The organism is Streptomyces sp. NPDC014894 (assembly GCF_043080985.1).
Classification (GTDB): Bacteria; Actinomycetota; Actinomycetes; order Streptomycetales; family Streptomycetaceae; genus Streptomyces.
In genome coordinates this window covers 30,531-55,820 of sequence record NZ_JBIBWD010000009.1, presented here as the reverse complement: position 1 = coordinate 55,820, position 25,290 = coordinate 30,531, and the positions used below count along the sequence as shown (strand labels likewise).

General features: G+C 74.7%; 14 protein-coding genes. 4 read left to right on the top strand and 10 right to left on the bottom strand.

What is annotated here, in order from left to right; all coding sequences use genetic code 11:
* The first annotated feature begins 29 nt into the window (after window positions 1–29).
* The 3 genes from ACF089_RS21920 to ACF089_RS21910 all read left to right on the top strand — a co-directional run bounded on the left by ACF089_RS21920 (window position 30) and on the right by ACF089_RS21910 (window position 2,847).
* On the top strand, window positions 30–500 hold the full coding sequence (locus ACF089_RS21920; RefSeq protein WP_392029014.1) for a cation:proton antiporter regulatory subunit: 471 nt from the start codon (window positions 30–32) through the stop codon (window positions 498–500).
* Between the two features lie 2 nt (window positions 501–502).
* Entirely contained in the window at window positions 503–1,822 is a 1,320-nt protein-coding gene (locus ACF089_RS21915; RefSeq protein WP_392029012.1) for a cation:proton antiporter, read from the top strand.
* A 224-nt stretch (window positions 1,823–2,046) separates the two neighbouring features.
* On the top strand, window positions 2,047–2,847 hold the full coding sequence (locus ACF089_RS21910; protein WP_392029010.1) for an N-formylglutamate amidohydrolase: 801 nt from the start codon (window positions 2,047–2,049) through the stop codon (window positions 2,845–2,847).
* A 68-nt stretch (window positions 2,848–2,915) separates the two neighbouring features.
* Here ACF089_RS21910 and ACF089_RS21905 read toward each other — a convergent pair whose 3' ends face one another.
* Genes ACF089_RS21905 through ACF089_RS21885 form a run of 5 tightly spaced genes read right to left on the bottom strand, consistent with a single transcriptional unit; the run spans window position 2,916 to window position 7,629 of the window.
* Window positions 2,916–3,596, bottom strand: coding sequence for a potassium-transporting ATPase subunit C (locus ACF089_RS21905; RefSeq protein ID WP_392029008.1), 681 nt, complete (start codon window positions 3,594–3,596; stop codon window positions 2,916–2,918).
* Between the two features lie 5 nt (window positions 3,597–3,601).
* Entirely contained in the window at window positions 3,602–5,707 is a 2,106-nt protein-coding gene (gene kdpB, locus ACF089_RS21900) for a potassium-transporting ATPase subunit KdpB (RefSeq protein WP_392029006.1), read from the bottom strand.
* Window positions 5,704–7,368, bottom strand: a complete 1,665-nt coding sequence (kdpA, locus tag ACF089_RS21895; protein WP_392029004.1) for a potassium-transporting ATPase subunit KdpA — start codon at window positions 7,366–7,368, stop codon at window positions 5,704–5,706. Before kdpA ends, kdpB begins: the two co-directional genes overlap by 4 nt.
* Window positions 7,369–7,375: 7 nt before the next feature.
* Window positions 7,376–7,465, bottom strand: coding sequence for a K(+)-transporting ATPase subunit F (gene kdpF, locus ACF089_RS21890; protein WP_037823947.1), 90 nt, complete (start codon window positions 7,463–7,465; stop codon window positions 7,376–7,378).
* Entirely contained in the window at window positions 7,462–7,629 is a 168-nt protein-coding gene (locus tag ACF089_RS21885; RefSeq protein WP_392029002.1) for a hypothetical protein, read from the bottom strand. The genes kdpF and ACF089_RS21885 overlap by 4 nt, the downstream gene beginning before the upstream one ends.
* Window positions 7,630–7,847: 218 nt before the next feature.
* Between ACF089_RS21885 and ACF089_RS21880 the strand changes: the two genes are divergently transcribed.
* Window positions 7,848–9,818 (top strand): amino acid transporter, encoded by a 1,971-nt coding sequence (locus tag ACF089_RS21880; RefSeq protein ID WP_392029000.1) that lies wholly within the window; start codon window positions 7,848–7,850, stop codon window positions 9,816–9,818.
* A gap of 32 nt (window positions 9,819–9,850) precedes the next feature.
* On the opposite strand, the gene ACF089_RS21875 is transcribed toward ACF089_RS21880, so the two are convergent.
* The 5 genes from ACF089_RS21875 to ACF089_RS21855 are packed head-to-tail and all read right to left on the bottom strand — an operon-like array spanning window position 9,851 to window position 25,248.
* A complete protein-coding gene (locus ACF089_RS21875) occupies window positions 9,851–11,674 on the bottom strand; it encodes a hypothetical protein (RefSeq protein WP_392028999.1) in 1,824 nt (607 codons plus the stop codon).
* 32 nt (window positions 11,675–11,706) lie between these two features.
* The gene (locus ACF089_RS21870) at window positions 11,707–12,243 is read right to left on the bottom strand and encodes a flavin reductase family protein (RefSeq protein WP_392028997.1); all 537 of its coding nucleotides are present in this window, start codon (window positions 12,241–12,243) and stop codon (window positions 11,707–11,709) included.
* The gene (locus ACF089_RS21865) at window positions 12,240–13,049 is read right to left on the bottom strand and encodes a thioesterase II family protein (RefSeq protein ID WP_392028995.1); all 810 of its coding nucleotides are present in this window, start codon (window positions 13,047–13,049) and stop codon (window positions 12,240–12,242) included. The genes ACF089_RS21870 and ACF089_RS21865 overlap by 4 nt, the downstream gene beginning before the upstream one ends.
* Complete coding sequence (locus ACF089_RS21860; RefSeq protein WP_392028993.1) at window positions 13,046–15,622, bottom strand: beta-ketoacyl synthase N-terminal-like domain-containing protein; 2,577 nt, start codon at window positions 15,620–15,622, stop codon at window positions 13,046–13,048. Before ACF089_RS21860 ends, ACF089_RS21865 begins: the two co-directional genes overlap by 4 nt.
* Window positions 15,619–25,248 (bottom strand): SDR family NAD(P)-dependent oxidoreductase, encoded by a 9,630-nt coding sequence (locus tag ACF089_RS21855; protein WP_392028991.1) that lies wholly within the window; start codon window positions 25,246–25,248, stop codon window positions 15,619–15,621. The genes ACF089_RS21860 and ACF089_RS21855 overlap by 4 nt, the downstream gene beginning before the upstream one ends.
* Window positions 25,249–25,290 lie beyond the last annotated feature (42 nt).

Genomic DNA, 25,290 nt, shown 5'->3' with positions numbered 1-25,290 from the left:
GAGGACGACCCACGCCTTGGGAGGCGAGCATGGGCACCCGTCGCACCTCACTGCCGGGAGTCGGTACCCAATACGACTTCACCACCGAGGAGGGACGGCACATCTCGGTCGTGGTCCACCACGACGGCAGACGCTTCCTCGGTTTCTACGCCTCCGACGACCCCGACGCCTGTCAGCTGTCGGTCCCGCTCTCCTCCGCGGAGGCCACCGCGCTGGCGCATCTGATCGACCCGGCGCCCATCGACGCCGTACGCACCGACGGGATCGACCTCGTCACCGAGCACATCCCGGTCGGCTCCCGCTCCCCGTACGCGGGCCGGCTGCTCGCCGACACCCAGGCGCGCAGCCGCACCGGCGCGTCGATCGTCGCCGTGCTCCGGCGCACGAGCGCACACCCCTCACCGGGGCCCGACTTCCGGTTCGCCATCGGGGACACCCTGGTCGCGGTCGGCACCCGTGAGGGCGTGGACGCGCTCTCCGAGATCATCGCCGGAGGCTGACCGTGCACGAGACCACCACCCTGCTGATCGAACTCGGCGCGATCATCCTCGGCCTGGGTCTGATAGGCCGCTTCGCCGGGCGCATCGGCCTCTCCCCCATCCCCCTCTATCTGCTGGCGGGCCTCGCGTTCGGGACCGGCGGGCTGCTCCCGATGAGCGCCAGTGAGGACTTCGTCGCCGTCGGCGCGGAGATCGGCGTCATTCTGCTGCTGCTCCTGCTGGGGCTGGAGTACAGCGCCTCCGAGCTGGTCGGCAGCCTCAAGACGCAGTACCCCTCGGGCGCGGTCGACTTCGTGCTCAACGCGCTGCCGGGCGCGGCGGCGGCCCTGCTGCTGGGCTGGGGCCCGGTGGCGGCGGTCGCGCTGGCGGGCGTCACCTGGATCTCCTCCTCCGGGGTGATCGCCAAGGTCCTCACCGATCTGGGGCGGCTGGGCAACCGGGAGACCCCGGTGATCCTCGGCATCCTCGTGATGGAGGATCTGGCGATGGCGGTCTATCTGCCGCTGCTCACCGCGCTGCTCGCGGGCGTGGGCCTGGCGGGCGGCAGCGTCACCCTCCTGATCGCGCTCGGCGCGGTCGGCGTCGTCCTCTATCTGGCGCTGCGGCACGGCCGGCTGATCAGCCGTGCGGTCTCCTCCGACAACCCGGAGATGCTGCTGCTGGTCGTCCTCGGTCTGACGCTGCTGGTGGCGGGCATCGCCCAGGAGCTGCAGGTCTCCGCCGCCGTGGGCGCGTTCCTCGTCGGCATCGCCCTGTCGGGCGAGGTCGCCGAGGGCGCGCGCAAGCTGCTCACCCCGCTGCGGGACCTGTTCGCCGCGGTGTTCTTCGTCTTCTTCGGGCTGTCGACCGACCCCACGGACATCCCGCCGGTGCTGCTGCCCGCGCTGCTGCTCGCGGTGGTCACCACGGTCACCAAGGTCCTCACCGGCTGGTACGCGGCCCGGCGGGCGGGGATCGGTCCGCGCGGCAGGCTGCGGGCGGGCGGCGCGCTGGTGGCGCGCGGCGAGTTCTCGATCGTGATCGCCGGGCTGGCCGTCGCCACGGAGCCGAGGATCGGCCCGATCGCCACGGCGTATGTGCTGATCCTGGTGATCGCGGGTCCGCTGGCGGCGCGCTGGACCGAGCCGCTGGTGTCCCGTGTGATCGAGAACCGGAAGGACCGGGGGCCGCTGCCGGAGTGCGCCGACGAGGCGCCGCCGGTCGCGCCGCCGCCGCTCGCCGCCGAGGCCGGCGAGACGCCCGCGACCGCGCCCGACGGGCCGTCACCGGCCGCGGTCACTCCCTCGGCCGGCGGGACCGGCCCGTCCCAGGGCCCCTCGTGATCTGACCCGAGGGCCCGCCGTACGCGCCCCCGCCCGCCCCCGCGCGCTCCCGCCGAGGAGCCCGCGGGGGCGTTCGCGTACGGCCCCGGTCGCGGGCCCGTGGAACCGTGACGGGCGCGGCGGAGTTGTCGGGGCGGCGGGTTCGTTCCGCCGCCGCGCGCGGAACGCCGGGGCGTACGCCCCGCCCGCGCCCCTGTTGACGACCGCGAGCCCGGAGACACGCCATGTCCGACACCACCGACTCCTTCCAGCTCCTCCCCGGCGCGGCCGAATCGCCGGTGATCCTGCATGTGCCGCACTCCTCGCGGACGATCCCCGCCCCGGTGCGGGGCGGCATCGTGCTCGACGACGCGGCGCTGGAGCGGGAGCTGGACCATCTCACCGACGCGCACACGGCGGAGCTGGCCGCCGTCGCGGCGGACCGCTGCGCCGTGACTCCGTGGCGGTTCGTCAACCGGCTCTCCCGGCTGGTGATCGACCCCGAGCGCTTTCCCGACGAGCGCGAGGAGATGCTCGCGGCCGGTATGGGCGCGGTCTACACGCGCACGTCCCACGGCGAGGAGCTGCGACCCGCGGCCGTGGACCCGGGGCCGCTGATCGAGCGGTACTTCGCTCCGTACGCGCGGGCCATGACGGCGGCGGTGGCCGGCCGGCTGGCGGCGACGGGGCGCGCGATCGTGGTCGACGTGCACTCGTACCCGAGCGCCCGGCTGCCGTACGAACTCCACGGCGAGGGCCCCCGCCCGCCGGTCTGTCTGGGCACCGACGCCTTCCACACCCCGCCGGGGCTGACCGCGCGCGCCGAGAAGGCCTTCGCGGGGTTCGGCGGCACGGGGACCGACAGCCCCTTCGCCGGCGCCTATGTGCCCCTCGGCTTCTACGGCACGGACGCCCGGGTCGGCGCGCTGATGATCGAGATCCGCCGCGATCTCTACATGCGCGAGCCGGGCGGCCCGGCCGGCCCGGGTCTGACGACGCTGGCGCACGCGCTCGCGGAGCTGGTGGACGGGCTCGGGGAGCGCTAGCCGGGCGCGGCGGCGGCCGCACCGGGCGTGCCCCGTGCGGCCGCTCATGTCCCCGGGCGGGGGCCGGGCTACTTCTGGATCAGCTCCTTCAGCGCGATGTTGAGGCGGAGGACGTTGACGCGGGGTTCGCCGATGAAGCCGAGGATCCGGCCGTCGGTGTGGTCCGCGACGAGCTTCTCGACGCGCCGGACGTCGAGGGCGTTCTTCTCGGCGACGCGGTGGATCTGGAGTTCGGCGTACGCGGGCGAGATGTGCGGGTCGAGGCCGGAGCCGGAGGAGGTGACGGCGTCGGCCGGCACGTCGGAGGGCTCGACCCGGTGGTCGGCGGTGGAGTTGTCCGCGACCGCGGCCGCCTTGGCCTCCTTGACCCATCCGATGAGTTCGGCGTTGTCGCCGGAGCGGTTGGTCGCGCCGGAGAGGATCAGGGAGTACTGGGTGTTGACGCTGTTGACGCCCAGACCGTTGGAGGGGCGCGGCTGGAACCAGCGGAGATCGGCCTTCGGCGTCTCGTCGGCGGCCGCCTCGTCGCCCTTCTCCGGCGGGAGCCGGTAGGTCTGGCCGATGAGGTCGGAGCCGACGACCTCGCCGTCCGACGTCACCTCGGAGCCGTTGGCCTTGCCGGGGAAGAGGACCTGGGCGACGCCGGTCACGGCGAGGGGGTAGAGGACGCCGCAGACGACGGTCAGGACGAGGAGGGCGCGCAGCGCGGCCGCGAGGAGCCGTCCGGAGTTGCGTACGGAGGTGTTCATGGGGGTCACCCGATGCCAGGGATGTGGGAGATGAGCAGGTCGAGGAGTTTGATGCCGATGAAGGGGGCGATGAGTCCGCCCAGTCCGTAGACGGCGATGTTGCGGCGGAGCATGCTGTCCGCGCTCATCGGCCGGTAGCGGACGCCTCTGAGGGCGAGCGGCACCAGGGCGATGATGATGAGCGCGTTGAAGACCACCGCGGAGAGGATCGCGGAGCCGGGCGACGACAGCTGCATGATGTTGAGCTTGTCGAGGCCCGGGTGGGCGGCGGCGAACATCGCGGGGATGATCGCGAAGTACTTGGCGACGTCGTTGGCGATGGAGAAGGTGGTCAGCGCGCCCCGGGTGATGAGGAGCTGTTTGCCGATCTCCACGATCTCGATGAGCTTGGTGGGGTCGGAGTCGAGGTCGACCATGTTGCCGGCCTCTTTGGCGGCCGAGGTGCCGGTGTTCATGGCCACGCCGACGTCCGCCTGGGCCAGCGCGGGCGCGTCGTTGGTGCCGTCGCCGGTCATCGCGACGAGCTTGCCGCCGGCCTGTTCCCGTTTGATGAGGGCCATCTTGTCCTCGGGGGTGGCCTCGGCGAGGAAGTCGTCGACGCCGGCCTCCGCCGCGATGGCCCGCGCGGTCAGCGGATTGTCGCCGGTGATCATGACCGTGCGGATGCCCATCCGGCGCAGTTCCGCGAACCGCTCCCGCATGCCCTCCTTGACGACGTCCTTGAGGTGGACGACGCCCAGGACCCGGGCCCCGCCCTCGTCCTCCAGGGCCACCAGCAGCGGGGTGCCGCCCGCTTCGGCGATCCGGTCGGTGATCCGGTCGGCGTCGTCGGAGACCGGGCCGCCCCGCTCCCGTACCCAGTTGACGACGGACGCGGTCGCGCCCTTGCGGACCTTGCGGCCGTCGGTGTCGACGCCGGACATCCGGGTCTGGGCGGTGAAGGCGATCCACTCGGCGCCGGTCAGCTCGCCCCGGTGGCGGGCCGGCAGTCCGTGCTCGGCCTCGGCGAGGTCGACGACGGAGCGCCCCTCGGGCGTCTCGTCGGCGAGCGAGGAGAGCTGGGCGGCTTCGGCCAGCTCCGCGACGGTGACCCCGGGGACGGGGACGAACGCGGCGGCCCGGCGGTTGCCGAGGGTGATGGTGCCGGTCTTGTCGAGCAGCAGGGTGGAGACGTCGCCCGCGGCCTCGACGGCCCGCCCGGACATGGCGAGGACATTGCGCTGGACGAGCCGGTCCATGCCCGCGATGCCGATGGCGGAGAGCAGCGCGCCGATGGTGGTGGGGATGAGGCAGACCAGGAGCGCGGTGAGCACGATCAGGGAGGTCTGCTCGTCCGCGCCGGCGTACACGGCGAACGGCTTGAGGGTGACGACGGCCAGCAGGAAGACGATCGTCAGCGAGGCGAGCAGGATGTTGAGCGCTATCTCGTTGGGCGTCCGCTGCCGGGCGGCGCCCTCGACCAGATTGATCATCCGGTCGATGAAGGTCTCGCCCGGCTTGGTGGTTATCTTGACGACGATCCGGTCGGAGAGCACCTTGGTGCCGCCGGTGACCGCGCTGCGGTCGCCGCCGGACTCGCGGATGACGGGGGCGGACTCGCCGGTGATGGCGGACTCGTCCACGGAGGCCACGCCCTCGACGACATCGCCGTCGCCGGGGATGACGTCGCCCGCCTCGCAGACCACCAGATCGCCGATGCGCAGCTCGGTGCCGGGCACCTGCTCCTCGGCCGGTCCGTTCAGCCGCCGGGCGACGGTGTCGGTCTTGGCCTTGCGCAGGGTGTCCGCCTGCGCCTTGCCGCGGCCCTCGGCGACGGCCTCGGCGAGATTGGCGAAGACCGTGGTCAGCCAGAGCCAGGCGGTGATCGCCCAGCCGAAGGCGTCGGTCGGATCGGCGACGGCGAGCGCGGTGGTGACGACGGAGCCGATGAGGACGACGAACATCACCGGGGACTTGACCATCACCCTGGGGTCGAGCTTGCGCAGCGCGTCGGGGAGGGACTTGAGGAGCTGTGCGGGGTCGAAGAGCCCGCCGCCGACCCGTCCCGGCTCGGGCCGCCGCCCGGTGGGCGCGTCCGGGTTCGGGGCCCGGGTGGGAGTGATCGTGCTCATGACGCGAGCCCTTCGGCGAGCGGTCCCAGCGCGAGCGCCGGGAAGTAGGTCAGACCGGTGATGATGAGGATCGTGCCGACGAGGAGGCCGCTGAACAGGGGCTTCTCGGTCCGCAGGGTGCCGGAGGTGGCGGGCACGGGCTGCTGTTCGGCGAGCGAGCCGGCCAGCGCGAGCACGAAGACCATCGGGAGGAAGCGGCCCAGCAGCATCGCCAGGCCGATGGTGGTGTTGAACCACTGGGTGTCGGCGTTGAGCCCGGCGAAGGCCGAGCCGTTGTTGTTGGCCCCCGAGGTGTAGGCGTAGAGGATCTCGGAGAAGCCGTGGGCCCCGGAGTTGGTCATCGAGTCGGCCGGGGTGGGCAGGGCCATCGCCGCGGCGGTGAAGCAGAGCACCAGCGCCGGGGTGACGAGGATGTAGCAGGCCGCGAACTTGATCTCCCGCGTGCCGATCTTCTTGCCGAGGTACTCGGGGGTGCGGCCGACCATCAGGCCCGCGATGAACACCGCGATGACCGCCATGACGAGCATTCCGTACAGCCCCGAGCCCACCCCGCCGGGCGCGATCTCGCCCAGCTGCATGCCCAGCATGGTGATGCCGCCGCCGAAGCCGGTGTAGGAGGAGTGGAAGCTGTTGACCGCGCCGGTCGAGGTGAGCGTGGTGGCCACCGCGAAGATCGCCGAGCCGCCGATCCCGAAGCGGGTCTCCTTGCCCTCCATCGCGCCGCCGGCCTCCTGGAAGGCGGGACCCGGGTGGGCGAACTCGGTCCACATCATCAGCGCGGTGAACCCGATCCAGATGGTCACCATCGTCGCCAGGATGGCGTACCCCTGGCGGACGGAGCCGACCATCCGGCCGAACGTCCTGGTCAGCGAGAAGGGGATCACCAGGATGAGGAAGATCTCCAGCAGATTGGAGAGCCCGTTCGGATTCTCGAAGGGGTGGGCCGAGTTGGCGTTGAAGTAGCCGCCGCCGTTGGTGCCCAGCTCCTTGATGGCCTCCTGGGAGGCGACCGCGCCGCCGTTCCACTGCTGCGCGCCGCCGGTGAACTGGCCGACCTCGTGGACGCCGGAGAAGTTCTGGATCGCCCCGCAGGCCACCAGCAGCACGGCGGCGATCGCCGAGATCGGCAGCAGCACCCGGACGGTGCCCCGGACCAGGTCGGCCCAGAAGTTGCCCAGCTCACCGGTGCGGGAGCGGGCGAAGCCCCGTACCAGGGCGACGGCGACCGCGATGCCGACGGCGGCGGAGACGAAGTTCTGCACCGCCAGACCGCCGGTCTGCACCACGTGGCCCATGGCCTGCTCGCCGTAGTACGACTGCCAGTTGGTGTTGGCCACGAAGGACGCGGCCGTGTTGAACGCCTGATCCGGATCGATGGACCGGAACCCGAGCGAGCCGGGCAGCGAGCCCTGCACCCGCTGGAGCAGATAGAGGAAGAGGACTCCGATCGCGGAGAAGGCGAGCACCCCGCGCAGATAGGCGGGCCAGCGCATCTGGGTGTTCGGATTGGCGCCGACCGCCTTGTAGATCCACTTCTCCACCCGCAGATGCCGGTCGGAGGAGTAGACACGGGCCATGTAGTCGCCCAGCGGACGGTGGGCCAGGGCGAGCGCTGCCACCAGCGCCAGCAGCTGGAGCACGCCGGCAAGTACGGGACTCATATCCGGGCTAGAACCTCTCCGGGTACAGAAGGGCGAGGACGAGATAGCCCAGCAGGGCGACGGCCACGATCAGGCCGACGACGTTCTCGGCGGTCACAGCTTTGCCACCCCCTTGGCGACGAGAGCCACCAGCGCGAAGACCGCGATCGTGGTGACGACGAAGGCCGCGTCGGCCATCGTGAGCTCCTGAAGGATTCGGATGCGGGCGGTCGGACCGGGACCCGTCGGACGGATCGGCCGGATACCGACGCGCTCGGACAATCGGACTGTTCGAGGAAACCTCCCGCCGGCCCCCGTACGCCCTTCGTTGACACGTCCCTGACGGCGCCGGGCGCGCTCTTGACGCAACCTGTACGGGCTGCCGGGGGCCCGGGACCGGGCGACGATGGGCGCGGGACCTCCCGGACCGCCGGGCCGGTCCCGTACGGCCCCGGAGGCGTCCAGGCACCGGCCGGGCGAGGGACAGGGAGGGCGCGTCCATGACCGGCACACCGGCCGACGGCGGCGCGCGCGGCGCGGGCGTGCGCGGCCGCTGCCGTGCCTGGCTGCTGGACGGGCTGAGCGAGACCGCCGCCCGCCTCCCCGGACCGCACGGCACCCCGCCCCCCGAGCACCGGGGCCACCGCTGGTGGCGGGTGATGTGCCTGACCGGCGTGGACTACTTCTCCACCCTCGGCTACCAGCCCGGCATCGCGGCGCTCGCGGCCGGGCTGCTCTCCCCGCTGGCCACGCTCGGACTGCTGGCGCTGACCCTGCTCGGCGCGCTGCCGGTCTACCGCAGGGTGGCCCGGGAGTCACCGCACGGCGAGGGCTCGATCGCCATGCTGGAGCGGCTGCTGCCCTGGTGGTCGGGGAAGCTGCTGGTGCTGGTGCTGCTCGGCTTCGCCGCGACCGACTTCATCATCACCATCACCCTTTCGGCCGCCGACGCCTCGGCGCATGTGGTGGAGAACCCGTTCGCCCCCGCCGCGCTGCACGACGCCGAGCTGTGGATCACCCTGGTCCTGCTCGGACTGCTCGCCGCGGTCTTCCTCAAGGGCTTCCGCGAGGCGATCGGGATCGCCGTCGTCCTCGTCGTCGTCTATCTCACGCTGAACGTGGCGGTGCTGGCCGCCGCCGCGTGGCAGGTGGTCTCCCGGCCGGTGGCGGTCCCCGACTGGTGGGACGCGATGACCGCCGAGCACTCCTCCCCCTGGGTGATGATCGGGGTGGCGCTGCTGGTCTTCCCCAAGCTGGCGCTCGGCATGTCCGGGTTCGAGACCGGGGTGGCGGTGATGCCGCAGATCCGCGGCGACGCGGGCGACACGTACGAGAATCCCGCCGGCCGGATCCGCGACACGCGCAGACTGCTCACCACCGCGGCGCTGATCATGAGCTGCTTTCTGCTGCTGTCCAGCCTGGCGACGACCCTGCTGATCCCGCAGGAGGACTTCAAGGCGGGCGGCCCGGCGAACGGCCGGGCGCTCGCCTATCTGGCCCACCGCTGTCTGGGCGAGGTGTTCGGCACCGTCTACGACGTCTCCACCATCTGCATCCTGTGGTTCGCGGGCGCCTCCGCCCTCGCGGGCCTGCTCAATCTCGTGCCCCGGTTCCTGCCCCGGTACGGGATGGCCCCGGAGTGGACCCGGGCGGTGCGGCCCCTGGTGCTGGTGTTCTCGGCGATCGCGGTCGGCATCACCGTCTACTTCGACGCGAACGTGGACAAGCAGAGCGGCGCGTACGCCACCGGCGTCCTGGTCCTGATGCTGTCGGCGGCCTTCGCCTCCACGGTCGCGGCCCGCCGCCGGGGCCACCGGCGGGCGGCGATCGGCTTCGGCGCGATCACCGCGGTCTTCCTCTACACCACGGTCGCCAATGTGATCGAACGGCCGGACGGCATCAAGATCGCGTCGCTGTTCATCGTGGCGATCGTGCTGACGTCCTTCGCCTCCCGGGTGCACCGCGCCTTCGAGCTGCGCGCGGCGGACGTGGTCTTCGACGAGACGGCGGCCCGGTTCATCGACCACGCGGCCTCGCCCGGCCCGCTGCGGATCATCGCGAACGAGCCGTCCGAGCACAGCCGGGCCGAGTACCGGATCAAGGAGTACAGCCAGCGGCGGGAGACCCATATCCCCGGGGGCCGGCCCGTGCTGTTCCTGGAGGTGTTCGTCCGGGACTCCTCCGACTTCACGGCGGATCTGCGGGTGCGCGGCGACGAGAAGTACGGGGTGCGCCGGCTGCGGGTGGAGGGCGCGACCGTGCCCAACACCATCGCGGCCGTGCTGATGCGGATCCGCGACCGCACGGGCCGGGTCCCGCACGCGTACTTCACCTGGACCGAGGGGGCTCCCTTCGGCCATCTGCTGAGCTTCCTCGTCTTCGGCGAGGGCGAGACGGCCCCGGTCACCCGGGAGGTGCTGCGCCGCGCGGAACCGGATCCCGCCCGGCGGCCGCGGATCCATGTGGGGTAGCGGGGCCCGGGGCGGCCCCGGGCCCCGCTCGTTCACCGCCTCCGGGACGCCCGGACGAGTCCGCGGAGCCTGCGCACCTGGGTGTCGGCGACGTCGACGAGGGTGGCGGCGGAGGCGAGGGCGAGCAGCACCGTCCCGGAGACCGCCATGTGCACGGGCCGGTGCTCGTCGCCCCGGACCTGGAGGAAGCGCGGTTCGCGCGACGGCGCGGGCAGGGTCATGTCGACGGCCCCGGGGCGCTGTCTCAGCGGCAGCTTCCAGATGCCGGGCAGCGCGGCGTTCGCCCGCAGTCCCGCCTTGACGGCGGGCAGCCGCACCCCGGCGTCCAGCCGCCGTATCGCCCGCCGTTCCAGACCCCGGTGCCAGCGCTCGACGGCCCCGGCCACCACATGGGGGTCGACGCGGTGCCAGGGCGCGGACTGCGAGAGGAAGAGCCGGCGGGACAGGCCCTCGCGCAGCAGGGCGTGTTCGGTGGTCTCCCGGCCGGTGCGGCCGCCGGTCTCGATGAGCCAGCGCGAGGCCCGGAAGCGGGCGAGCATCGCCGCCCCGAAGATCGTCAGATCGAGGAGGTGGTCGAGGACGAAGAACCGGCTGTCCGCGATGGCCGGGCTGTACTTGGAGCGGACCATGGAGCGCATGATGCGCCAGTCCGCGGTCGCCGCCCGGTTCACATGGTCCAGATACTCGCGGTCGAGCCGGCCCTCCGCGATGTCGCGCTGGGCGATGTTGGCGATGTGCCACGACGCCGTCATCGACAGGGAGACGCCCTGGCTGTAGTAGGCGTCGATGATCGAGGAGGCGTCGCCCACCATGGCGTACCGCTTCGGCGAGACGAAGGTGTCGGTGCAGTGCTGGACGTCCCGGTAGGCGCTGAATTCGAGGAGGTCCTCCTCCTTGAGCCACTCCAGCATGGGATAGCGGCGCAGCACCTTCCAGAAGACGTCGCGGGCGTTGCCGTCCTCCGGGGGGCGGCCGCGGTCGTAGCTCACCCCGATGCTGACCCGGTCCCCGGCGAGCCGGATGACCCAGATCCAGTAGCCGTCGCCCCACAGATGCAGGGTGTTGCGGTCCCGGCGGGCCACATCGCCGTCCGGGAAGCGGTAGTTCCAGTCGTCGCCGAACAGTCCGTCGTCGCAGTTCTTGAACTGGCCCCAGGCCGCGGTGGTCCTGAACTCGTCGTCCAGGGGCAGATCGTGGCCGTACGCGCGGGCCAGCAGCCGGGCGCGCCCCGAGCAGTCGACCATCCAGCGGGCCGCGACCTGCCCCGACTCCTTCTTGTCGCGGGAGGTCCAGCGGATGAGGTGGTCGGCGCCGTCGTCGCCGAGTTCGGTGTCGCGGACCAGCCCGCGTTCCAGCAGCGTGACCCCGTCCATGGCCCGGGCGCGTTCGCGCAGTTCGGCCTCGATCTCCGGCCGGACGATCTGCGAGTCCTGGAACATGACGCGCGGGAAGTAGGCGCTGGTGAACCTCTCGTACCAGTGCTTCGGCAGCGTGCTCTGGAAGCCCCACTCGGAGACGGCGTCGTCGAAGGAGGCGCGGCCCTCCAGTCCGTACGCCATCCAGAAGCCGGCCTTCTGGAAGGAGCCGTTGAGGGCGTCGTCCAGTTCGCCGAGGGTGCGCAGAAAGGCGTTGGAGAAGATCAGCAGGGATTCGCCGACCTTGTAGCTCTCCCGCTGTTTGGCCGTGGGCTGGTCGACGCAGACGACGGTGAGTCCGCGTTTGGCGAGCGCGATGGTGTTGATCAGTCCGACGATTCCGGACCCGATGACGCATACATCGGCCCGTACGGGTTCACCGGCGCCGGCGGCCGGTACGGATTCACGGGCGTCGGCGGCCGGTTCCTGGTTGGCGGTCATATCGTCCTTCGGGCTGGTGACGGACGGGTGGGTTAGTTGATGAAGTCGAAGTGGGGGTCGGCGGCGGCCACGGCCTCGGGCCAGGCGGCGTAGCGGCGGAGCCCGTACAGCAGGGGGTCCTGGGTCGTGAGGGCGGTCAGCCGGCGGACCCGGCCCATGGTGACGACGTGGTCGCCGACCTCGCTGGAGTCGCTGACGACGCAGTCGGCGACAGTGTGCGCGGATTTCACCAGATGGGGTCCGCGGGCCTCGTCGTCCATCTCCCAGGCGATCCGGCTGAACCGGTCGGGCGTCCCGGACGCGAACAGCTCGGCGGCCGGACGGGCCTCGTGGTGAAGCAGGTTGACGGCGAACGCGCGGCTGCCCAGCACGGCCTTCAGCGTCGGGCTGCCCCGGCGCAGACAGACCAGGAGCGTCGGCGGGTCGAGGGCGACGCTGCACAGCGAGGTGCAGGTCATGCCCCAGGGGACTTGGTCGTCCAGGGATGTGACGATGCAGACCCCGGTGGGGAATCCGGTCATCAGCCGGCGCATGTCGACCGGTTCGCGCGCGGTGCCGTCCTGCGTCATGTCTGACCTCCTGTGGTGGTGGGAGCGGGAGCGCGGCGTACGCCTTCGGGGCCGTCGGCGCCGGGCACGACCCGGCGGATCTCGGCGACGAGGGCCGCGCCCAGGGCCGCGAAGCCGTCGTCGAAGAAGTGGAAGTGACCGCCGTCGAAGACCCGGCTGCGGAACGGGCCGGCCGTCTCGGCCGCCCAGCCGCCGAGCCGGCTCGCGGGCGCCGTCTCGTCCCCGGCCGCGCCGAACGCGGTGAGCGGCGCGGCGAGCCGACGGCGGGCCGGGTCGGGGTGCGCGGACCCGAGCGCGTACAGATCGCCGCGCACCAGTCGGAGGAAGCGGCGGCGGAACTCGGGGGCCTCGTCGAAGCGCGCCGGGATGCCGCCCAGCCGGCCGAGGCCCGCCATCAGCCTCCGGTCGGACAGTCCGGGGTCCAGATCCTCGACGGGACCGCAGTCGGCGGGCGCGAGCCGCCCGGAGACGCCGACCCAGGCGACGGGCGCGCCGCGCCGTTCCAGGGCGAGGGCCGTGCCCGCCACGACGGCCGCGCCCATGCTGTGTCCGAACAGCGCGAGCGGCGGGCCGGTCAGCGGCAGTACGTCCTCGGTGAGCCGCTCCACCATCGCGGAGAGGTCGCGCAGCGGCGCTTCGCGATGGCGTCTGCCCCGGCCTGGCAGATCGGCCAGCAGCAGGTCCCAGTCGGGCGGGAGGCTTCTGCCCAGCGGGAAGTAGGCGCTTCCGGAGCCGCCCGCGTGGTGGCAGACCACCAGGCGCAGCGCCGGGTCGTCGTTGCGGAGGGGACGGGTGAAGGGGTTCACACGCTCGTCTCCCGTCCGGCGGCGATGTCGTCGACGAGGGCGCCGACGAGGGTCTTGAGCGGCAGGTCGAGCGGCAGATCCTCGCGGCCGAGGGTGATGGCGAAGCGCTCCTCGACCCGGGTGATGAAGAGGGTCGCGATGAAGGAGTCGCCGCCGGACTCCAGGAAGGAGAGGTCCATGTCGGGTTCGTCCGCGGCCTCCAGCGCGTCCTGGAGCGCGGTGAGCACATGGGCGCGGACGGCGGCGCGGACCGGGGGCGCGGCGGACGCGTCCGGGGCCGCCGGATCGCCGTCCGGCCGGGGCGCGCGGCCCGCCGGGCTCGGCTCGTCCACCCAGTACCGCTTGCGCCGGAAGGGGTAGGTGGGCAGTTCGCCGGTCAGCCGGGCGCCGGGCGGGGACAGCGCGTCGAGCCGCGGGTCGAACCCGGCCTCGAAGAGCCGGCCGAGCAGGGCGAGCAGGGCGTGCACGGGGGTGGCCGCCCGTGCCGGGTAGGCGACGGCGGTGTCGCCGGGGCGCGGGATCGCGTCGTCCGGGCCATGCGGTCCGGCGGGTTCATCCGGGCCGTCCGGGCCGTCCGGGCCGTCCGGTTCGACGCGCGGGCGGACGCCGAACCGGGCGAGGAGGGCGGCCAGCCGGTCCGTCGCGCGGGGGGCGCGTTCCGCCGCCGCTGCTTCCGCTTCCGCTTCGGTCTCCGCCCGTGCCCGTGCCTGCTCCTGCTCCTGCGGTTGAGGTTCCGCTCGCGCGAGCCAGGGCAGGGCGGCGGTCAGTCCGGTGACGGCCGCCGCCGCGCTGTCCTCGCCGACCCGCAGGGCGAGTCGGCGCGGCGCCGCGCCCACGTGCGCCGGACCGCCGGGGCGGCGCACGGCCGCGACGAGCCGCTCGGCCAGCTCGGCCGCCGTGTCCCCGGTGACGGCGACGCGGTACGGGAGCGGGGCGCGGCCGGTGCGCAGGGTGTGGCAGAGCGCGGGGAGCAGTTCGGGACCGGCTCCGCGCAGCCGCTCGGCGACCGCCCCGGCCAGCTCCGCGAGCGCCTCCGGATCCCTGGCGGACAGCACGACCAGCTCGGGCCGGGGCCGTGGGGTCCCGGCGACCGGCTCGGGGCGCTCGGGGTCCTGGCCGGCGGGCGGCGCGGCCGAGGGGCCGGGGGACGGCTGGTACGCCTCCAGCACCACATGGACGTTGGTGCCGCTCATGCCGAAGGAGTTGACGCCTGCCAGACGGCGCGGGAGGGAGGCCGGCCAGGGCTGGTTGGCGCGGGGGACGGTGAGGGCGACGCGGTCCCAGGGGATGTGGGGGTTGAGGGGGCCGTCGCCGGGGGAGGCGGCGGCCGGGATCTCGGCGTGGTGGAGCATCAGGACGGTCTTGATGAGGGCGGCGACGCCGGAGGCGGCTTCGAGATGGCCCAGGCGTGCCTTGACGCTGCCGATGGAGAGCGGCGCCCCGCGCTCCCGCGCCGCCGCGCCGAGGACCGCGTCGAGCGCGCCGGCCTCGATCGGGTCGCCCAGCGCGGTGCCGGTGCCGTGCGCCTCGATCCAGCCCAGTTCGCGGGGCTCGACGCCCGCGTCGGCGAGCGCGGCGGCGATCACCTCCTGCTGGGCGGGGCCGTTGGGCGCGGTGAGGCCGGAGGCGGCCCCGTCGTGGCCGACGGCGGAGCCCCGGACGACGGCGAGGATCGGCCGGCCCTCGCGCTCGGCGTCGGCGAGCCGCATCAGGGCCACGGCCCCGACGCCCTCGCCGCGACCGTACCCGTCGGCGGAGGCGAGGAAGGACTTCGAGCGGCCGTCGGGCGCGAGCGCCCGGGTCTGGCACAGGGACACCATCAGCCCGGCCGAGAGCAGCAGATTGGACCCGCAGGCCAGCGCGTAACGGCACTCCCCCGCGCGCAGCCCCCGGACGGCGAGGTGCAGGGCCGACAGCGAGGAGGAGCAGGCGGTGTCGACGCTGACGACGGGGCCGGAGAAGCCCATCGTGTGGCTGATGCGCCCGGCTCCGAAGCACAGCCCGCCGCCGGTGGTGTAGTACGGATCGATCCGGCTCATGTCCGCGCGGTCTTCGAGGCGTTCGCTGTACTCGGACGCCATCATGCCGAGGTAGACGCCGACGGGCAGCCGCTCGGCCCTGCGGACCGCGATCCCGGCCCGCTCCAGCGCCTCCCAGGAGGTCTCCAGGAGCATCCGCTGCTGCGGGTCCAGGAGTCTCGCCTCGCGCTGGGAGATGCCGAAGAAGCCGGCGTCGAAGTGGGCGATGTCGTCGAGGAATCCGGCCCGGTCGACATAGGAGCGGCCGGGGGCGGCGGGCCCGGGGCGGTGCACGGCGCGCAGCCCCGGCCGGTCGTGCGGGATCGGGCCGAGGGCGTCGGCGTCGCCGCGCAGGAAGTCCCAGTACGCGTCGGGCGAGGTGAGGCCGCCCGGCAGCCGCAGGCCCATGCCCACGACGGCGACGGGCGCGCGGCGTTCCTCCTCCATCTCCCGGATCCGGGCGCGCAGCCGTCGGGAGAGTCTGAGCTGGTCCGCCATCAGCTGCCGGATCCGGCCGGGGTCCAGGGCGTTGTCGTCCACGGTGTCCGCTCTCACTTCTCTTCTGCCAGGTCCGCCCGGACGGCGCGGACGAGTTCGTCGAAGGACAGGTCCTCGGGTTCCGCCGCCGCTGCGGGGCTCGGAGGCGGGTGCGCCGCCTCCCCCGCGTACGGGACGGGTGCGGGCTCCCGAAGCGCGGGCTCCCCGAGCGCGGGCTCCCGGGGCGCGGCCGCCGGTCGTGCGGGCTCGGCCGCCGTCGGCTCCCCGGTCCCCTCCTCGGCGCGGATCAGCCCGCCCGCGTAGGCGGTGAGCAGCGCGACCGTGGGGTGGTCGAGCGCGACGGTCGCGGGCAGTTCGAGGGCGAGGGCGTGGGAGAGCCGGGTCCGCAGATCGATGACCATGATCGAGTCGAGGCCCAGATCGCTGAAGCCCAGATCGTCGTCGTCGGCGGGCCGTTCGCCGAGGACTTCGGCGAGGCACTCCCGCACCCGGTCGCGGAGCCGGTCGTGGGCGTCCTCCCGGTCGAGACCGGCCAGGGTCCGGCGCAGGGCTCCCCGGGGCTCGCTCCGGCGGTCGGCGGGTCCGGCGTCCCGGGCGGCGCCGTCGTCCGCACCGCCGACGAGCGCCGAGGCGGGTCCGCCCGTGGCGGCGTACCGCCGGGCGTCGACGGCGACGGCCGCCAGATGCGCGGCGCGGCCCGTGATCGCGAGGTGCAGCAGATCGGCGGCGGCCCGGTCGTCCAGGGGTTCGACGCCGCGCCGGCCGATCGCCCGCCGGACGGCGTCGGTGGCGGCGAGGCCGCCGTGGTCCTCGGTGGTCCACGGCCCCCAGGCGATGCTGGTGGCCGGGGTCCCGGCCGCGCGCAGCGACCGTGCGAGGCCGTCGAGGAAGCCGTTGGCCGCCGCGTAGCCGGCCTGTCCGGCCGAGCCGAGCACGGCGGACGCCGAGGAGTACAGCACCAGGGCGCGCGGCTCGCACCCGGCGGCGGCGAGCGCCTCGGCGAGGTGGTGCGCGCCGGCGGCCTTGGCCGCGAAGACATGGGCGAGGGCCGCGTCGTCGAGGCGCTCGAAGGCGCGGTCGTCGGTCGCGCCGGCCAGATGGAGCACGAGCCGCAGCGGGGTGTGCCGTCCGGCCTCGGCGACGGCCCGGCGGCAGTCGGCGGGTTCGGTGACGTCGCCCTGGACGGTCCGGACCCGGACGCCGCCCGCGCTGAGGGCGTCGACGGCGGCGCGGGCCCGGTCGTCCGGTGCGGAGCGGCCCATCAGGGTGAGGTCGGCGACGCCCCAGCCGGCGAGGATCCGGGCGGTGCCCAGGCCCAGCGCGCCGAGGCCGCCGGTGATGAGCGCGGCGGCGCCCGCCACCCCGTCCGGCGGGCCGTCGGGCCGTGGCTCGTCACGGGCGACCAGCCGTACGGCGCGCGGACCGGCCGCGTCGATCTCCAGGCGGGGTTCGGGGAATCCGCGCTCCAGCGCGTCGACGAGGGCGGCGGCGACGGCGTCCGGCCCGGCGCCGGCCCGGGAGGTCAGCCGGAGCAGCGCGCGGTCGGGCTGCTCGGCCTCCAGGGAGGCGAGCAGGCCCCAGAGCGCTTCCCGCAGCGGCGCGGAGGCGTCGGGTCCCTGGGCGTCCGGCGCGGGCGCGGGGACGACCACGGCGTACGGGAGATGTCTCGGGGTGTCGCGGAGTGAGCCCGCCAGGGTCCGGACGGCGTTCAGGGCGGTCTCGGGCGGGCAGGGCGGTCCGTCGGGCGCGGCGAGGAAGCGGACGTCCACGATCAGGTCGGCCTCGGCGCGGGGGATGCCGTGGCCGGGGACCGCGGTCACCCGGTGGCCCAGCCGTTCGAGCGCCGCGACGAGGGTGCGGACCGGCGGGGACTCGGCTCCGGCGACCGCGATCCGGCGGCCGCCGGGGTGCGGGGCGGGCGCGGCGACCGGTTCCGTGCGCAGTTCGTGGGCGTGGCGGACGCGTTCGCGCAGCGACCGTTCGAGGAGGGAGCGCGGGGCCCGCCGGAACCGGAACCGGTCGACGGCGAGGACGGTCGCGCCGTCGTCGTCGAAGAGCCGCAGATCGGCGGAGTCGACGGCGAGGAAGTCGGCGGAGTCCCGGTCGCTCCGGACGGCGCGGACATGGCCCCAGAGGCGGGCTCCGCGCCGGGGGCGTCCGGCGAAGGCGACGCGGTCGGCGGCGAACGGGATCGCGAGGGCCGGTTCCTCGGCGGCCTCGCCGGGTCCGGCCGCGGCCACCGCGAAGGCCACGGTGGACTGGAGCAGGGAGTCGAGCAGGCCGGGGTGGATCGCGTAGCCGTCGGGGCTCTCGTTCATCCCGTCCGGTTCGGCGAACTCCACGATCGCCTCGTCCCCGTCGATCCACACCTCGCGGATCCAGCGGAAGGACGGTCCGAGGTGGTATCCGAGGGCGCGGAGATGACCGTAGAAGCGTGCTCCGCCGACCCGTTGCCGGGCGGCGCCGGCGAAGCTCGCGGGGTCGGGCGGCGCGGGGCGTACGGGCTGCTCGTCCGGGTCGGCGACGCGGGCGGCGAGGTGCTCGCGCCACTGTCCCCGGTCGGCGTCGATCAGGCTCTGGACGCTCACGGTGCGGGAGCCGTGGTCCTGTCGCGCCTCGATGATCTGCACGTCGTAGCGTTCGCCGTCGCGCAGCACGAGGGCGCGCGGGAAGTGCAGATCCTCCAGGACGACGGGGTCGCCGCCGTCGCCGAGCGCCGAGAGGGCGGTGGCGGTCTGGGAGGCCCCGGGGACGGAGACGACGCCGAAGAGGCGGTGGTCCGTCAGATGGGGCGGGTGGTCGGCGGCGCGCACGGTGGCGAAGACCCGGCCGGACAGGGCCGGGGAGCGCAGCGGGGTGCCCCAGGCGGGGGCTGCTCCGAGCCCGGGCACGGGCACGGGCGTCGGCGGGGCGGTGGGATCGGGCGGGGTCACGGAGGCGAGCGGGGTCATGGAGGCGAGCGGGGCGACGGGGGCCTGGGTGGTCATGGAGGCGAGCGGGGCGACGGGGGCCTGGGTGGTCATGGAGGCGAGCGGGGCGGCGCGGGTCCAGTGCCGGGTGTCGGCGAAGGGGTAGCGCGGGGCGTCGGGGCGGGGCCCGCGCCGGACTCCGCTGATCCGCCGCCAGTCGAGTGCCTGGCCCCGCTCGTACAGTTTCGCGGCGGCGGCGAGCAGGGTGTCCCGGGCCCCCGCGCCCCGGCGCAGGGAGAAGGCGATGCCGCCGGGCGGGGCCGCGCCCGCCGCGCCGACCAGATTGACGAGCGTACGGTCGGGGCCGATCTCCAGACAGACGTCGATGTCGAGGGCGGGGTCGCCCAGCCGGCGGGCCCCGTCGAGGAACCGGACCGGACTGCGGGCGTGTTCGCGCCAGTACGCGGCGTCGTGCTCCCCCTCCCCGGCGAGCCGTCCCGTCACATTGGAGATCAGCGGCACCGCGGGCGGTCCGAAGGCCAGCGGCGCCAGCGCGGCGGAGAACTCGTCCAGGACCGGTTCGAGCAGCCGTGAGTGGAAGGCGTGCGAGACGCTGAGCCGCCGGTGGCGGACGCCGAGTCCGGTGAGCCGCTTCTCCAGGTCGCCGATGTCGGGGGCCGCGCCGGAGACGACGGCGGCGCGGGGCCCGTTGACGGCCGCGAGGTCGACCCCGGCCTCCTCGGCCCAGCGGGCCGCGTCCTCCTCGGGGGCCATCAGGGCGAGCATCGCGCCGCGTTCGGTGGACTGCATCAGCCGGGCTCGGTCCGCGATCAGGGCGAGCCCCGTGGGCAGGTCCATCACCTTGGCGCAGAGCGCGGCGGAGATCTCGCCGACGCTGTGGCCCATCACGGCCGAGGGCAGCACGCCCCAGGACTCCCAGAGCGCGGCGAGCGCGACCTCCAGGGCGACCAGGGCCGGCTGGGTGATCCGGGTCTCGTCGAGGGCGGCCGGGTCCTCGGGGCGCAGGACGAGGTCGGTGAGCGAGGCCCCGAGCGCCGGGGCGAGCAGCCGGTCGCACTCGTCGTAGGCGGCGCGGAAGACCGGTTCGCTCTCGTAGAGTTCGCGGCCCATCCCGGCGTACTGGCTGCCCTGCCCGGAGAAGAGGAACGCGATACGGGGCGGGGCTCCGCCGGGCCGGGGCGCCGCCGCCCGCCGCCCGGGCGCGGCGAGGAGCTGCTCGCGGCCGTGGCCGAGGAGGGCCCTGCGGTACGGGAAGTGGGCGCGGCCGGTGGCGGCGACGGCGGCGAGTCCCGGCAGTTCGGCGGGGTCCGCCCGCTCCACCCGGCGGCGCCAGGCTTCGGCGAGCCGGTCCAGTCCGGCGGGGTCGGGGGCGGAGAGCGGCAGCAGATACGGGCCGGCCGCGGCCTCCTCCGGCGCGGGAGCGGGGCCGGGCTCCTCGGCGAGGATCACATGCGCGTTGGTGCCGGTGAAGCCGAAGCCCGAGACGCCCGCGACCCGCGGTCCGGCCGTGGCCCGCCACGGGGTCGCGCTCTCCACGACCTGGACGTTCATCGAGGCCCAGTCGATGCCCGGATTGGGCTCGGAGAAGTGCAGATTGCCGGGGATGAGCCCGTGCCGGAGCGCGAGGACCGTCTTGATGACGGCCGCCATGCCGGCGGCGGACTCGCAGTGGCCGATGTTGCTCTTCACCGAGCCGACGCGCAGGGGCGCGCCGGGCGGGCGGTTCTCGCCGAGCACCCGCCAGGCCGCGCCGATCTCGATGGGGTCGCCCAGCGCGGTGCCGGTGCCGTGCGCCTCCAGATAGGAGATCTCGGAGCCGGGGGTGCGGGCGTCGGCGAGCGCGGCGGTGAGCATCGCCTCCTGGGCGGTGCCGTTGGGGGCGGTGAATCCGGAGGACGCGCCGTCCTGGTTGACGGCGCTGCCCCGGATCAGGGCGAGCACCCGGTCGCCGTCCCGCCGGGCGTCGGACAGCCGCTTCAGGACCAGGACGCCGCAGCCCTCGGAGCGGACGAAGCCGTCGGCGTCGGCCGAGAAGGTGCGGCAGCGGCCGCCGGGCGAGAGCATGTGGGCGCGGCTGACGGCGATGGAGGCCGCCGGGTCGAGGATGATGTTGACCCCGCCCGCGAGGACCGTGTCGCTCTCGCCGGAGCGCAGGGAGCGGATGCCCAGGTGGAGCGCGACCAGCGACGAGGAGCAGGCGGTGTCCACGGCGAGCGCGGGTCCGTTGAGGCCGAGCGCGTAGGCGATCCGGCCGGCCGCCGCGTTCAGCGCGGTGCCCGTGCCGTAGTAGGCGTCGGGGCCGTCCGGGCCGGCCTGGGCGAGCAGCCGGGCGTAGTCGGCGTAGCTGATGCCGACGAACACTCCGGTACGGGTCCCGTGGAGGCCGCTCGGGTCGATGCCGCCGTCCTCCAGGGCGTGCCAGGCCGACTCCAGGAGCATGCGCTGCTGCGGGTCGAGGTTCTCGGCCTCGCGGGCCGGGATGCCGAAGAAGTCGGCGTCGAAGCGGTCGATGTCCCGCAGGAATCCGCCCTGGTCGCCGGTGACGCGTCCGGGCTCGCCCGTGTCGCCGCCGAGGATCCCGGGGGCGAAGCGGCCCTCGGGGACCGCGCCGACCCCGTCGCGGCCGTCCCGCAGCAGCTCCCACAGCTCGTCGACGGAGTCCGCGCCCGGGAAGCGTCCGGCCATGCCGACGATCGCGACGGGCTCGGCGTCGCGCTCCGCCGACTCGCGCTGGTCCGAGACGGGTTCGTCCGAGACGGGTTCGTCCGAAGCGGCTTCGTCCGGCGCGGCTCCGGGAGCGCGGCGGGGCGGAACGGCCGCAGGGGCCGCAGGGGCCGGGCGGTCGCGCAGACGGGCGGCGAGCCGGGTGACCGTGGGGTGGTCGAAGACCTCGGCGGCCAGGAGCGGGGTCTCGAAGGCCGAGGCGAGACGGGCCGCCAGATCGACGGCGGAGATCGAGTCGAGACCGAGGTCGAAGAAGCCGGTGTCCCGGCGTACGGCACGGGCGTCGTCGTGCCCGAGCACTCCGGCGAGGATCCGGGCCACCTCCGCCGTCGCCGCCTCCGCGCGGGCGCGTTCGGGGAGGAGGGCGAGGGCGCGGACGACGGAGGGTTCGGAGACGTCCGCCGTTGAGGAGGTCAGGGAGGGTACGGGGTGGCCGGGGTCGGGGTCGGGTGGTCCCGCGGGGTTCGCCGGGCCCGTCCTGGTCGCCCGGTCTCCCGGGTCCGTCCCGATCGTCCGGTCTTCCAGGTCCGTGCGGGCTTCCGGATCCGTCCGGTCCCCCGGGTCCGTGCGGGAGAGCAGGCCCCGGGGGCGTACGCCCGCCATCACCCGGGCGAAGCGGTCCGGGTCCAGCGGGCAGACCACGAGGTGACCGGCGTCCCCCGGCGCGGGCCCGGCCGCCGCCGCGCGGCCCGCCCGGGCGTCGAGTTCGCCGACGCCGAGCCGGGCGTACCGCTCGCGCGCCGCGTCGTCGGCCATGCCCCGGCCGTCGAGCGCCCAGGGGCCGTACGCGATGCTCAGCGCGGGCAGCCCCAGCGAACGGCGGTGCGCGGCCAGGCCGTCGAGCGATCCGTTGGCCGCCGCGTAGGCGGCGCACCGGTCGGTGCCCCACACGGCGGAGACCGACGAGGTCAGCACGTAGAAGTCCAGTTCCCAGGCGGCCGAGGCGCGGTGCAGCCACCAGGCTCCGGCGGCCTTGTTCCGCAGCGCGTCGGCGAACTCGGCGACGCCCGCGCCCGCCGCCGGCCCGTACGCGACGGTGCCCGCCGTATGGATCACGCCCCGGACCGGGGGCAGCTCCTCCAAGGGCGCGCACGCGGCGGCGAGCGCCGCCTGCGTGTCGCAGCCGCCGCCCCGGTAGACGACGCGGTCGGCGCGGCGTCTCAGCGCGGACAGGAACGCGAGCGCCTCCGGGCCGAGTTCGTCCTCCTCGCGGCGGCCGATGAGCAGCAGATGCCGTGCGCCGCGCTCGACCAGATCGGCGGCCAGCTCACGGCCGACGGCCCCGAGGCCCCCGGTGACGAGATAGGTCGCGTCGGCGCGTACCGGCGGGCCCTCGGCGGCGGGCGGCGCGGGCGCGGGGCGGAGCCGGGGAAGCAGCACCCGGCCGTCCCGTACGGCGGCCGAGTCCTCGCGCGCCGGAGCCCGGCCGGGGGCGTCGGCGGGCCGGCTCGGGGCCTCGGCGAAGTCGAGCAGCGCGGTCAGGTCGCGGGCCGTCGGCTCCTCCGGGAGGTCGACGATCCCGCCCCAGGCCGGGGAGAGTTCGAGCCCGAGGACCGGGGCGAGTCCGTGCAGGGCGGCGTGGTCGGTGGCGGTGACCGTGTCCTCGGGGCCGGTGCGGCGGGCGGCGCGCGTCACCACGTACACCGAGGCCCCGGGGGCCGCGGCGGCCGCGACGGTCCCGGTGACGGCCGCGCACGGCTCGGCCCCCCAGCCGCCGGGGCCGCCGTCCGCCGTGGGCGGGGCGGTGGGCCTCGGGGCGAGGACGATCCGGGCGGGTCCGCCGTCCCACTCCGCCCAGAACGCCCGCCAGCGCTCGGCGTCACCGGGCAGCGGCCCGGTCTCCCAGCCGTCCGGAACGGCCGACTCCGGCCGGTCGGCGCCGAGGTCCGGGTCCGCCGTCTCGGTCTCCGTGCCCGGGCCCGCCGCCTCCGTGCCCGTGTCCGTGTCCGCCGTCTCCGTGCCGGTGCCGGTGCCGGTGCCGGTGTCCCTGCCCGTGTCCCTGCCCGTGTCCGTTGCCATGGCCGGCTCCGGCTCCGGCGGTGTCAGCAGGGTGCCGGTGAGACCCCGGGCCGCCGCCGCGCGGGCGAGGGCGGTCAGGAGGGGGCGGTCGTCCCCGGCGAGGATCAGCCGTGTGCCGCCGGGCGCGGCGGCTCGGGCGGCCGGGGCGGCCGGGAGCCACTCGACGCGGTGGCGGGAGGGATCGGCGGGGGGCTCCGCGCCGGCCGGGGCGTACCGCCGGCGCTGCCAGGGGTAGGAGGGCAGCTCGGCGACCCGGCGCGGAAGTCCGGCGCCGATCACGGGGTCGGGGCCGTTCACGGGCGCTTCCGTCACCGCGACGGCGGGGCTGTCCGCCCCGGACGCCAGGGCGTTCAGCGCCGCGCGGGCGGCGGCGGGGTCCTTCGCGGCGACCCGGGCCCGGACCTCCAGCCGGGTCCTGCCCGCTCCGGCCGTGTGGGCGAAGGCCGCGTACTCGCCCTCGGGCAGGGCGCGAAGGCGTTCGGCGTACGCGCCCGCGAGGTCCCGCAGCGCGCCGGGCGTCCGGGCCGAGATCTCGAACGCCTCGACCGCCGGGGCGGGCCCGGCCTCCGGGCGGGCCGCCGCCGTCTCGGCCTCGCTCGGCGGACCGAGGACGACCTGCGCGTTGGTGCCGCTCATCCCGAAGGAGCTGACCGCCGCGTGCGCCCCGGCCCCGGCGGGCCAGTCCATGAGGGCGGTCGGCACGGTGATGCCGGTGCCGGAGAGGTCGATGCGCGGATTGAGGGTGCGGAAGTGCACCACGGGCGGGATCCGGCGCTCCCGCAGACAGAGCACGGCCTTGATCAGTCCGGCGATCCCGGCGGCGGACTCCAGATGTCCGAGGTTGGTCTTGACCGCTCCGACGGGCAGCGGCGCGCCGCCGTTGCGGCGGCCGAGGGCCGTGGCCAGGGCCTCCATCTCGATCGGATCGCCGAGCGGGGTGCCGGTGCCGTGCGTCTCGACGTATCCGATGTCGGAGGGCTCCAGACCGGCGGCGGCGAGGACGGTCTCGGTCAGGGAGACCTGGGAGCGGACGTTCGGCGCGGTGAAGCCGCCCGCGCGGCCGTCCTGGTTGAGCGCCGAGCCGCGGATCACGGCGTGCACCCGGTCGCCGTCGCGCAGGGCGTGGTCGAGCCGTTTGAGGACGACGGCTCCGCAGCCCTCCCCCCGGGTGAAGCCGGCGGCGCGGGCGTCGAAGGTGCGGCACAGACCGTCCGGCGACAGCGAACGGGTCTCCCGGACCAGCCGGGTGGAGCGGGGAGACATGATCAGGTTGACCCCGGCGGCGAACGCGGTCTCGCACTCGCCGCGCCGCAGCGCCTGTACGGCGAGGTGGACGGCGACCAGCGAGGAGGAGCAGGCGGTGTCGACGGCGAGCGCGGGTCCGTTGAGGCCGAGCGCGTGAGCGATGCGCCCGGCCGCGAAGTTGTGCCCGTTGCCGGTGGTCCAGTACGCGTCGGGCTCGCCCGCCAGCCAGTCGCGGTAGTCCTGCCACATGATGCCGAGGTAGAAGCCCGCGCCGGTGAGACGGCCGACGGGGAGCGCGGCGTTCTCCAGGGCCTCCCAGCTGACTTCGAGGAGCATGCGGTGCTGCGGGTCGAGATGGCGGGCCTCGCGCGGGCTGATGCCGAAGAAGTCCGCGTCGAAGTCGAGCACCTCGTCCAGGAATCCGCCGCGCTGCGGGAGCCCCTCCCACGCGCGGGCGAGGGGGCCCTTGCGGGAGGCGGGCATCGGCCGGACGAGGTCGCGGCCCTCGGCGAGCGCGGACCAGTAGGCGTCGAGGCCGTCGATGCCGCCGGGGAGCCGCAGCCCGACGCCGACGACGGCGACGGGCTGGTCGCCCTGGCGCTCGTCCAGGCGTCGGCGCAGGGTCTGGATGGTGTCCAGGGCGCGGGTCAGCGGAGTCCGCTTCGGGGCCGGGCGCGCTGGTTCGGCCCCGCCGGGGGGCGTGGTGTCGCCAGGGGGCGTGCCGCCGGGGGCCGTGCCGTCGTTCCGCTGCTGCGGGCTGTCCATGTGCGGTGTCCTCGCAAGGGGGTGGGCCGTCGGGGGGCGCGG